At 36.2% G+C, this 11,665-nt stretch carries 8 protein-coding genes; 5 read left to right on the top strand and 3 right to left on the bottom strand.

Annotation, left to right across the window (positions count from 1 at the left end):
* From ACY651_RS04845 to kdsA, 3 genes are all read left to right on the top strand, one after another.
* A partial coding sequence (locus tag ACY651_RS04845; protein WP_462250269.1) for a two-component regulator propeller domain-containing protein occupies nt 1-3,499 on the top strand: 3,499 nt, incomplete at its 5' end.
* Nucleotides 3,500-3,507: 8 nt separating this feature from the next.
* Complete coding sequence (locus ACY651_RS04840; protein ID WP_462250267.1) at nt 3,508-4,254, top strand: LytR/AlgR family response regulator transcription factor; 747 nt, start codon at nt 3,508-3,510, stop codon at nt 4,252-4,254.
* 32 nt (nt 4,255-4,286) lie between these two features.
* On the top strand, nt 4,287-5,108 hold the full coding sequence (gene kdsA / locus ACY651_RS04835) for a 3-deoxy-8-phosphooctulonate synthase (RefSeq protein WP_462250265.1): 822 nt from the start codon (nt 4,287-4,289) through the stop codon (nt 5,106-5,108).
* Between the two features lie 197 nt (nt 5,109-5,305).
* On the opposite strand, the gene ACY651_RS04830 is transcribed toward kdsA, so the two are convergent.
* The 3 genes from ACY651_RS04830 to ACY651_RS04820 are packed head-to-tail and all read right to left on the bottom strand — an operon-like array spanning nt 5,306 to nt 7,571.
* Nucleotides 5,306-6,289: an AraC family transcriptional regulator gene (locus ACY651_RS04830; protein WP_462250263.1), complete on the bottom strand. Its 984-nt coding sequence runs from the start codon at nt 6,287-6,289 to the stop codon at nt 5,306-5,308.
* A gap of 30 nt (nt 6,290-6,319) precedes the next feature.
* On the bottom strand, nt 6,320-7,318 hold the full coding sequence (locus ACY651_RS04825) for a helix-turn-helix transcriptional regulator (RefSeq protein ID WP_462250261.1): 999 nt from the start codon (nt 7,316-7,318) through the stop codon (nt 6,320-6,322).
* Between the two features lie 31 nt (nt 7,319-7,349).
* The gene (locus tag ACY651_RS04820) at nt 7,350-7,571 is read right to left on the bottom strand and encodes a PspC domain-containing protein (RefSeq protein WP_462222346.1); all 222 of its coding nucleotides are present in this window, start codon (nt 7,569-7,571) and stop codon (nt 7,350-7,352) included.
* Between the two features lie 169 nt (nt 7,572-7,740).
* Between ACY651_RS04820 and ACY651_RS04815 the strand changes: the two genes are divergently transcribed.
* Both ACY651_RS04815 and ACY651_RS04810 read left to right on the top strand, forming a co-directional pair.
* The gene (locus ACY651_RS04815) at nt 7,741-10,017 is read left to right on the top strand and encodes an aconitate hydratase (RefSeq protein WP_462250259.1); all 2,277 of its coding nucleotides are present in this window, start codon (nt 7,741-7,743) and stop codon (nt 10,015-10,017) included.
* A 268-nt stretch (nt 10,018-10,285) separates the two neighbouring features.
* Nucleotides 10,286-11,299 carry an NHL repeat-containing protein gene (locus tag ACY651_RS04810; protein ID WP_462250257.1) on the top strand — a complete coding sequence of 338 codons (1,014 nt, stop codon included), beginning with the start codon at nt 10,286-10,288 and terminating at the stop codon, nt 11,297-11,299.
* Nucleotides 11,300-11,665: the final 366 nt, after the last annotated feature.

The following is an 11,665-nucleotide window of genomic DNA, read 5'->3' as shown; positions in this document are numbered from 1 at the left end:
TGCTTTAGTAATAATACTTATTTACATTTTTGCCGGTTTAATAAACCAGGTATCAGCCCAGCAGCAACTATTAAAAAACTATACAATAAACGACGGACTTGTTTCCAATACTATACGAAGGGTTTACCAGGATGCAAAAGGATTTTTATGGATAGCTACGCTTGAAGGGCTGAGCAAATATGATGGCCATACCTTTACCAATTACACTACTGCCAATGGTCTTTCGCATAATATGGTGAATGACTTATATGAAAATGAAAATGAACAACTATACATAGCTCTTAACAATGGAGCTATCGATTTACTTATCGAAAATAAAATCATTCCTAAAACCGGGCCAGGTGATGCAGTAATAAACCAGTTCTTAAAACTTTCATCCGGTGTTATTCTGGCATCCACAGACAGAAATGGAATACAAGAACTAGTTGAAGGAAAAATCAGGAAAGCAAATCAACTCTTCACCAAAAAAACATTTACAGATATTTTATTGCTCAACGATTCTTTATTCCTCGCCTTAGAAGAATCATCAATAAAAATCTTCAATGAAAAATATAAACTGATTGCTGAGATAGGCGATGAAAGAATTATCAACATCCATTCAACCATTTACCAAGATTCAAAAAAAAGAATATGGGTCAGTACAAAAAAAGGACTTCAATTACTTAACTTTTCTCAGCTAAAAGGCAATGAAGCACTTACCTTTTATCCAACCACCTATAAAATTTCGATATTTAAAAATACTACTATTAGAGACATATTTGAGGATACTGATGGAGTAATGTGGTTCGCTACCACAGAGGGTATAGTTAAAATCAACCCTGATGGAACTCATCAAAGATTTACAACAACAGATGGGCTTCCTTCAAATATTGTACACTCTATATTCAGTGATAAAGAGAAAAATTTATGGTTTGGAACAGCAGCAGGTCTTTCCAAATTAGTTACCCGTCAGAGTATTACATTATATCCAATGGAAGATGGGTTTTTTGAAAACAATTATTCTTATTTGCTTAATCGTTTTAAAAAAAATTATTTCCTCGTAGGTACTATTAAAAGCATTAAAATTTTCAATACACTTACCGAAAAATTTACTCCTGTTGAAAATAGTAGCACAGAAAATTTTTATGATTTTGTTTTAAACAGCAAACAAACAACCCTGATCAGTTATTATAATATGGCCATGTTTGATAGTGCCACAGCAAAATTGACAACAATAAATCCATTGCCGGAAATATATGCTTCAAGAGTTATTAATGATAAAGAGGGCTATTTCTTTTCAAGGGGGGTTAGTCAACTTATTTTTAAATCAGGGGATATACAACAACCAATTTTAAATCATCGAATCAGTGCTTTACTCCTGGATAAAAATGGGGATTTATGGGCAGGCACCTGGCAAAATGGGGTGTTTCGTATTAAATACAACTTTATTAATAATAAGTTTGAGATAATTGCGATACAAAATTTTATGCCCACAGAAAATATCCGATGCTTATTCGAAGATTCTAAAGGAAACATTTGGGCAGGCACAAGATACCAGGGTCTTTATCAGTTTACAAAAAAAGAAAAAGACAGTATTGCTATAACAAACTTTGATCAAAAGAAAGGGCTTACTTCTAATTTTATAAAAGGCATCAGAGAAGATGCAAATGGGAATTACTGGATTGCTTTTTACCAGGGCATTGATAAATTAATTGTTAACGATAAAGAATTTCGCATTTTTAATTTTAGCAGGGTTAATAATTATTTTACGAGCGTTATTGGAATGGAAACGGATGAGGAGCATACTTTATGGCTGGCAACAAATGATGGCCTGGTTAAAATAAAAGATGGAGAAATGGAAAAGCTGCCACCATTGCCAGTGTTTATAACAAAAATATTTTCACCTGATTCGGTTTATTCAATAACCAACCATACATTGGAATTAAACCACCGGCAAAATCAATTGCAATTTGAATTTTCTTCGCCAGGTTTTATCAATGAAACTCAATTACTGTACAGTTATCGTTTAAAGGATGGCGATAGCACAGAGTGGTCGCAGCCCAGCAACCAGCATTTTGTGTCGTATGCAAGTCTTCAACCAGGGCATTATAACTTTGAAGTAAGAACCATGGGATGGAATGGTCAATGGGGAACACCTGCAAAATTTGAATTTATTATTACACCCCCATTCTGGCAAACATGGTGGTTTATATCACTTGTGGTATTTTCTGTCCTTTTGCTCACTTTCTTATTAATAAAATGGCGTGAAAAAAATATAAAAATAATTGCAGAAGAAAAACTGAAAGTGCAGCAATTAGATGCAGGACAATACAAAAGCAAACTGGAGATGGAACTGATCATTAATTATTTTTCTTCTTCTTTATTAGGAAAAAATACAGAGGATGATGTATTGTGGGATGTTGCAAAAAATCTTATTGGCCGATTGGGCTTTATTGATTGCATGATTTATTTATGGAACGATGATAAAACCAAAATGATACAACGGGCAGGTTTTGGCCCCAAAGGATCGATAGAAGAAATAAAAGGCCAGCCATTTGATGTATTGCCGGGGCAGGGAGTAGTTGGTTATGTAATGCAAACCAAAGAGGCAGTGCTGATTGCTGACACCAGTAAAGACAGCCGTTACCGGCCCGATGAAATGACCAGATTAAGTGAAATAGCGGTACCGGTAATTTATAATAATGAGCTGGTAGGGGTGATAGATTGTGAGCATCATGAAAAAAATTATTTTACTCAGCAGCAACTGCAAATACTAAATACCATTGCCACACTTATGGCCGATAAAATAAAATCTATCGAGGCCGAACAATCGCTGCAGCAAAAGCAAATTGAAATGTATGCTATGAATGAACAGCTTTCAAAAGCCAAATTAGAAGCATTGCAAAGCCAGATGAATCCGCATTTTATTTTTAATTCATTAAATGCAATCGACAATCTTATACAAACCAATCAAAAAGATAAAGCCACTACCTATCTTGCCCGTTTTGCAAAACTTATCCGTAATGTACTCGACAGTTCAAAAAACGATGTGGTATCTTTTCAAAAAGATTTTGAAACACTGCAGTTGTACCTGCAACTGGAGCAATTCAGGTGCAGCGATAAATTTTCTTTTAAGCTGCAGGCAGACGAGGAATTACTGCAAAGCGACTATAAAGTACCGCCGCTGATTGTGCAGCCTTTTGTAGAAAATGCCATCCATCATGGATTATTAAATAAACAGGATGGAAACAAAACACTAACGGTTGTTGCAACACTGGAAAATGATTTTATAAAATATATTATTGAAGATAATGGTGTGGGCAGAGAGAAAGCACAGGAGTTAAAAGAAATTAATAAACCCGAACATCAATCGTATGGTATAGAAATTACAAAAGAACGGATTGAGTTGTACAACAAAAGCGGAGCAGATAATAATGTAATCATTACCGACCTTTTTGAAAATAATGAGCCCTCCGGTACTAAAGTAGAAATATGCCTGAAGGTTTTTGAAAACAATTAAATATTTTTATGATTAAAGCAATACTGATAGACGATGAAGAAAACAGCATCAGTTCGCTGAAAGAAAAGTTGCTGGCGCACTGTACGCAGGTAAAAATTATTGCCTGCTGCAATAATGCTGCAAAAGGTATTGAAGCTATTGACAACCTGCAGCCCGATATTGTTTTTTTGGATATTGAAATGCCCGTGATGAATGGTTTTGTAATGCTGCAGCAGCTAACGTATAAAAACTTCGAACTTATTTTTACCACTGCATACGATCACTATGCTATTAAAGCTATCCGCTACAGTGCATTAGATTATTTAGTAAAACCTATTGAGGTAGAAGATTTAAAAGCAGCCGTACTTAAAGCTGAGGAAAAACGCAATCATGCATATCCTAATCCACAAATTGAATTATTGGTAGAGCAGCTCATAAATAAAAAAAATTCTTTTACCCGTATTGCCATACCCACTATGGAAGGATTGCATTTTATTAAAGTAGAAGATATTATTTATTTAGAAGCCAGCAGTAATTATACCCACATCTTTACCAGCGAAAAAAAGAAATACATTGCCAGCCACACTTTAAAAGATTTTGAAGATATGCTGCCGCCAGAAATATTTCTCCGCATTCATAACTCCTACATCATTAATAAAAATTTTACTGAAAAATATATACGTGGCGAAGGTGGCCAGGTAGTGTTAAGCAACGGCGTTACTTTAGATGTTGCTAAAAGAAAAAAGAGTGAATTTTTAAAAGCTATTGGCTATTAGATTAATTATTGCATGGGGCTTATCTTTGCGCTATGGAAAAATATTTACAGGATCTGTTCATCAACCAGCAATACAATAAAAACAATTTTTTTTTAATTGCCGGGCCCTGTGTGGTAGAGAGTGAAGAGATGGTAATGCAAATTGCAGATAAGGTGTCGGCCATTTGCAAACGTTTAGAAATTGCTTATGTATTTAAAGCATCGTACCGTAAAGGAAACAGAACAAGCGCCACTTCATTTACAGGTTTGGGTGATGAAAATGGTTTGTCGTTAATAAAAAAAGTTGGCGAAAAATATAAACTGCCCACTACATCCGATATACATGCACACGACGAAGCTGAAGAAGCTGCTAAGTATATCGACATTTTACAAATCCCCGCCTTTTTGTGCCGGCAAACAGATTTATTATTAGCCGCTGCAGCCACAGGCAAAATTGTAAATGTAAAAAAAGGGCAATTTTTAAACGGCCCCTCCATGAAATTTGCTGCCGAAAAAATTCGTAATACTGGTAACAATAAAATAATATTGACTGAAAGAGGCAATACATTTGGTTACCAGGATTTAGTGGTGGATTACAGAAATATTCCCTGGATGAAGGAACACAATGTACCGGTGGTAATGGATTGCACCCATTCTTTACAACAACCTAATCAAACTACAGGCATTACAGGTGGCAACCCCAAATTAATTGAAACCATTGCCAAAGCAGCAATTGCAACCGGCGCCGATGGATTATTTATTGAAACACACCCCAACCCCGCTGTTGCAAAAAGCGATGGCGCTAATATGCTTAAATTGGATTTACTGGAGCCGTTATTGGAAAAATTACTCCGTGTAAGACAAGCTGTTTTATAAAAAAAGTCCCAAATTTTTTGGGACTTAATAATGTAGGATAGATCAGCAACCATTATTTGTAACCAGCTTACAAATTGAATATCAGATATTAAAACGGGGCATCAATATACACACAAAAATAGTGCTACAATTTGCAATAAATTGCGTAAATCAGACACATTAGTAATTGCAAAAGGCAAAAAGTCCAATTACAAAACTTACATTTCGCTTGGTAATACTTTAAACTCTTTTTTATAAGCAATGGTAAAGTTGCTGAGGTTTTTAAAACCCAGGGCCAGCCCGGTTTCTTTAACGGAGTATTTTTTAGAGCGCAATAGCTGCCTGGCTTTTAACATGCGGTTTTTTTGATAATATTCGTAAAGGCCTACACCGTAAACGGTTTTAAAAAGATTTTTCAGTTTGGTCTCACTCATCATTGCGGTACGTGCAAGTAACGGTATAGCTGGCGGCGCTACAGAAAGATTACTTACCAGTATAGATTCTATCTGCATCATTCTTTTTATAGAGGTATCATTAATGGTAGCAGCGGCTTTCTTATTTTGCCCCATCCGGGTATAAAGGCTGCGGAAAAATTTTTCTATTAAAAGCATTACCCTGTTTTGCAATATTACTTTTTGCATGGGATGGTCGTCTTTAATTTCAAAAATATCTTCCATTAATTCCCGGTATCCAAAATTCAACACTTCAAAATTAAAGATGGCTGTTTTTAACGAAAGATATTCTTTAAAGGCTTCGTCGGTACTTTCTATTCCGGCATGGGTTTTTAGCCAGTCGGCAGTAAAATAAATATTAACGCAGCGGTCTTCTGTACCGGCATTGGCTGTATAAGAAAAATCCGAAAGGGAGTTGGTTAAAAATGCACCCGAATAAACCTGCTCTTCTTCATTTAGTTTATCCTCATCAATTTGAATAGTTAGCGATCTTAAATTTTTTACTTCATCAAACCGCAAAGTATAAGATTCATCAACTGCAGGTTGCCTGCAAAAATGCACCTCTTCGTTTACAACACATTCATTAATCAATACTTGTAAACCATTGGTTAGTTCAACGGCTTTTATGTAACCCGAGCCTATGCCCGGTGGCAAAAGCAAAACGCTATTAATAACAGGTACCCCGGCAAATTTTGCCAAATCTTTCAGGTAATCAATATGATTACAATATTTATAAGAAAATTTAAACATTGGATTACGGTTAATCAATGGGGTAAATTATTACCTGTTGGTTAAAACAACAGCAGGCTCTTTTTTGTACTGCTTTTTATAAGCAAGTGTAAAGTTAGATATATTATTGAACCCTACAGCTTCGGCAGCCTGCTTAACATTAAGTTCACCACTAAGCAATAACTCGTTGGCTTTTTTTAAACGCTGCTTTTGATAGTAGGCATAAATACTGTCGCCATACATGCTTTTAAAACTCTTTTTTAATTTGGTGCTGCTCATAGAAACCAGCTTCGAAAATTCATCAATACTGGGCGGCACCCTGCTAAAATCATCCACCAGTAACTGTTCCACTTTAAGCAATCTTTTTATAACTTCAGATGAAAGATCAAACCTGCCTTCCAGTAAATTTATTTTGCTGTACAGCCTTGTAAAAAAACGCTCAATTAATAAAGTAACCCTGTTTTGTAAAAAAATATTTTGCAAAGGATCTTCTTTTTTGGCATTCCATAATTCCTGCATCAGTTTAAGGTACTCCTCATCTAACGGTTCAATATCAAAACTTTCGGTTTTAAGCGCCAAATATTTTTGCAACACATCATCATCGGCACTTAAACCTAAATATTTTTTTAACCATTTTTCATTAAATAATATTTTTACAGATTTAAGATGCAGGTTGGCCGGTCCTTCTTCTATATTATCAAAAATATTGGAGGTAAGCCTTACAAAAGCGTGATGCGTATTAGTTTTCTGCAGCATTTCATCATCTACCTTAAGCGTAGTTGTTTCAGAAATATACACATCATCAAAATGCAATAAAAAATAAGCGGTATCTGTACGTTCTCTTTTAATAATTACCGGCTGGCTTATGGCTACATCTACCAATAATACCTGCAGTTCATCAAATAACTGTATGGTTTTGTAAATGCCGTTGCCGGCTGGCGGGGTAATAATAAGAAAATCTGCCCCGGGTTGATAAGAAATTTTTAAAGATGTTGCAATTTCCTGCAACAGCATTTTGTAATTATTATAATTAGGGTTCAGTACAACCATTCAATAAAAATGAGGAGTGCAAAATTGTTCTTTATAGATATCTTACAGGATTACGCTTTGCATTGAAAATATACCGCTTAATATTCATCCAGAATGCAATAAAAAAATAAACTATTACGGGAGAGCCCATAGTCATAAAAGAAATGTAGATAAAATATTTTCTGATGGTAGATGTGGCAATACCCATTTTTTCGCCAATGGCGGTACAAACCCCAAAAACATGCCATTCAATAAAATATTTAAACCTGTTCATACTGCTAATTTAGGGTAATTTTTTTCTAAAAACAAGCGCTTTAAATACTGACTGAGTTTCAGTAAATTTGCAAAACTTAAAACATTTGTTGTTTCAGTCGCTTTATTTACAAGGAAAGCCTTACTTAACACAAATCATAAATCTAAAATCATAAATCTAAAATTACACCATGGCCTTCGACATTGAAATGATTAAAAAAGTGTACGCCAATTTTGCAACCAGAATTGAAGCAGCACGTAAAGCAACAGGCAAACCCTTAACCCTTACCGAAAAAATTTTATACGCACATCTTACCGAAGGTAATGCCAGTAAGGCTTACGAAAGAGGCAATGCTTATGTAGATTTTGCACCAGACAGGGTTGCCATGCAGGATGCAACGGCACAAATGGCTTTGCTGCAATTTATGCAAAGCGGCCGAACAATAGTTGCAGTGCCCAGTACAGTACATTGCGATCATTTAATAGAAGCGAAGGTTAACAGTAAAACAGATTTAAGCAGGGCCGTAACAGAAAGCAGTGAAGTATTTGATTTTTTAGCAAGCGTAAGTAATAAATATGGTATTGGTTTTTGGAAACCAGGTGCAGGAATTATTCACCAGGTAGTTTTAGAAAACTATGCTTTCCCCGGCGGTATGATGATTGGTACCGACAGCCATACGGTAAATGCTGGCGGTTTGGGAATGATTGCGATTGGTGTGGGGGGTGCCGATGCATGCGATGTGATGGCAGGTTTACCATGGGAATTAAAAATGCCTAAATTAATTGGTGTAAAATTAACCGGTAAATTAAGCGGATGGACAGCACCTAAAGATGTTATTTTAAAAGTTGCCGGTATCCTTACTGTAAAAGGCGGAACCGGTGCAGTAGTGGAATATTTTGGCGAGGGCGCCACCAGCATGAGTTGCACAGGTAAAGGAACCATTTGTAATATGGGTGCCGAAATTGGTGCCACCACTTCTACATTTGGATACGATGAAAGTATGAGCCGTTATTTAAAAGCCACCGACCGTGGCGATATTGCTGTTGCTGCAGATGCAATAGCTGCACACTTAACCGGCGATGCAGAAGTATATGCAAACCCCGAAAAATATTTTGACCAGGTAATTGAAATTGATTTGAATACTTTGGAGCCGCATTTAAACGGCCCCTTCACTCCCGATCTGGCTACACCAATCAGTAAAATGAAAGAAGCAGCTGCAGCAAACGGATGGCCCACAAAAATTGAAGTGGGTTTAATTGGCAGTTGCACCAATTCTTCTTACGAAGATATTAGCCGTGCGGTAAGTTTAGCACAACAGGTAACTGATAAAGGTTTAACACTAAAAGCAGAATTTAATATCAACCCGGGCAGCGAACAAATTCGCTATACTATTGAAAGAGATGGTTTTTTAGGTGTGTTTGATAAAATTGGTGCTAATGTTTTTGCCAATGCATGTGGCCCATGCATAGGTATGTGGGCAAGGGTTGGTGCAGAGAAGGCAGAAAAAAATACCATCGTTCATTCTTTCAATAGAAACTTTGCAAAACGTGCCGATGGTAACCCCAATACTTTTGCATTTGTAGGTTCGCCAGAATTGGTTACCGCAATGGCTATTGCAGGTTCTTTAGATTTTAATCCGTTAACAGATACATTAACTAATAATAAAGGCGAGCAGGTAAAACTGGATCCGCCAACTGGTTACGAACTCCCTCCAAAAGGTTTTGCTGTGGAAGATGCAGGCTATCAAAAACCGGCTGAAGATGGCAGCGGTGTTACCGTAAAAGTTTCTCCCGACAGTAAGCGTTTGCAATTGCTCGATCCTTTTGCCGCATGGGAAGGTGTTGATTTAAAAGGATTGAAATTATTGATAAAAGCAAAAGGAAAATGTACCACCGATCATATCAGCATGGCGGGGCCATGGTTAAAATTCCGTGGGCATTTAGATAACATCAGCAACAACATGTTAATTGGTGCAGTAAATTTCTTTAACGAAAAAACGGACAGTGTAAAAAATCAGTTAACAGGCGAATATGGTACGGTGCCCAATACACAAAGAGCTTACAAAGCCGCAGGCATTGGTACTATTGTAGTGGGTGACGAAAACTATGGCGAAGGAAGTTCGAGAGAACATGCGGCTATGGAGCCCCGTCACTTAGGTGTAAGAGCTGTACTGGTAAAATCTTTTGCCCGTATTCACGAAACCAATTTAAAAAAGCAGGGCATGCTTGGTTTAACTTTTGCCAACAAAGAAAATTATAATAAAATTTTAGAAGATGATACTATTGATATTGAAGGCTTATCAACTTTTGCTCCTAACAAAGCGTTACATATAGTTTTAAACCATGCTGATGGCAGCAGCGAAACCATAGATGTAAACCATACCTACAACGAACAACAGATTGAGTGGTTTAAAGCTGGTGGTGCATTGAATATTATAAGGAGAGAATTTGCAGCAGCAAATAAATAAATTTTATAAAATAATAATTTTCAATCCCGGCTTAAGGCCGGGATTTTTTATTTTTGGTAACGGGCTGTTGGAATGCTATTTGACTTTAGTGGCAGAGTTTATCCTGAGTAACGAAGGGCTCCATTCAACAGTATATCATTGGGGAACTTTTATTTTAGCGCAGATTGAAACGTATATTTTGAGAAGGTATTAAAAAATTAAACTGATATTATTTTTAAAATAAAAATTGCTTATCTTGTAAATCCAGCATATCTAAACCTTAATAAAAATGAAACGAATAATCATAAGCCTAAAAATATTTCTGCTTGCAATAATATTTTCTACACAGTCTTGCAAAAAATCTGATAGTACCCCGAGCACACCCGGTACAACACCCAAAAAACTTATTGTAAGTACTGTTGCTGCTTTTAGTACACCTACTGGTGTGGCTTTGGGGCCGAATGGAAAAATTTATGTTGCAGAATATTCAAAAAGTATAATAAGCGTAATAGCTGCTAACGGTAATATTAGCCTGTTAGCTGGCAATGGAAACCCCGGATTTACAAATGGAACAGGGGCAAATGCCCAACTATTTTATCCTCAACAAATTACTATAGATGCAGCAGAAAATGTTTTTGTTGTTGGTGGATATAACGGTGTATATGATAAGGTGAGAAAAATTACACCCAACGGTACAGTTACTGCAATAGCTGGCAACGGAACACCGGGATATTCAGACGGAGATGGAGTTAATGCCCAATTCAAGAATCCTTTTGGAATTGTTAGTGATTTACAAGGAAATTTGTTTGTTAGTGATGCTGATAATCACAAAATAAGAAAAATAAATTCTGCTAATGTTGTTTCAACTTTTGCGTCAGGAGGTTTCAATGAACCAAGTGGAATAACTATTGATGCATCTGGAAATTTATACGTCGCCGATACTTACAATAATAGAATAAAAAAAATTACACCAGCCGGAATTGTTAGCATCGTTGCAGGTACTGGTACAGGTGGCTATAAAGATGGCACCAGTGATGTTGCACAATTTAATTGGCCAACCGGAATTGCAGTTGATAAAGATGGTAATTTATTTATTGGTGATGCTTTAAATCATCGCATAAGAAAAATAACACCGGCAGGAGTAGTAAGTACTTATGCAGGTACTGGAGTTCAGGGTTTTGCTGACGGAGAATCATCAGTAGCTATTTTTAATTTGCCTACACAAATTGCAGTAGATAAAGAAGGGAATGTTTATGTTGCAGATACTTATAATAATAGAATAAGAAAAATTTCACTTCAATAATTCCCTCGCAGGTGGGTAGCATCGCTTCTATCTTCGCCGCTGCTTGGTTTTTAACCAGCAGCGTATGTTTCTTAAGCCAGTATGCAAAAAAAAAGATACACTTTCTAACATTGCTTATACTCTGTAGTAAATTCGCTGCCGCTATTTGATGCCAAAACATACCAAAAGCATTTTCAATCTTTTATAGTAACTTTCAAAAAAGTAAAAATAATGTGATCGTAGATTTTGACTGCTAAAATATCAAATCATGAAGACAGCTGCAAGTAATACTTTTTTTGCACCAGAGCTTTATATAAACAATGGGGTAAAAGATATCTCATTCTATAAAAATGCTTTTGGCGCAACAGAAAACCTGTGTTTTACAAA

This window comes from Ferruginibacter sp., assembly GCF_031391665.1.
Taxonomy (GTDB): domain Bacteria; phylum Bacteroidota; class Bacteroidia; order Chitinophagales; family Chitinophagaceae; genus Ferruginibacter.
Note: the sequence above shows the minus strand (reverse complement) of the source record. Positions and strands in the feature narration are given on the sequence as shown.

What these genes read in the sequence shown, in the direction of transcription:
- ACY651_RS04840 (WP_462250267.1), top strand. Translation starts at nt 3,508, where the DNA reads ATGATTAAAGCAATACTGATAGACGATGAAGAAAACAGCATCAGTTCG.
- kdsA (WP_462250265.1), top strand. Translation starts at nt 4,287, where the DNA reads ATGGAAAAATATTTACAGGATCTGTTCATCAACCAGCAATACAATAAA.
- ACY651_RS04830 (WP_462250263.1), bottom strand. Translation starts at nt 6,289, where the DNA reads ATGTTTAAATTTTCTTATAAATATTGTAATCATATTGATTACCTGAAA.
- ACY651_RS04825 (WP_462250261.1), bottom strand. Translation starts at nt 7,318, where the DNA reads ATGGTTGTACTGAACCCTAATTATAATAATTACAAAATGCTGTTGCAG.
- ACY651_RS04820 (WP_462222346.1), bottom strand. Translation starts at nt 7,571, where the DNA reads ATGAACAGGTTTAAATATTTTATTGAATGGCATGTTTTTGGGGTTTGT.
- ACY651_RS04815 (WP_462250259.1), top strand. Translation starts at nt 7,741, where the DNA reads ATGGCCTTCGACATTGAAATGATTAAAAAAGTGTACGCCAATTTTGCA.
- ACY651_RS04810 (WP_462250257.1), top strand. Translation starts at nt 10,286, where the DNA reads ATGAAACGAATAATCATAAGCCTAAAAATATTTCTGCTTGCAATAATA.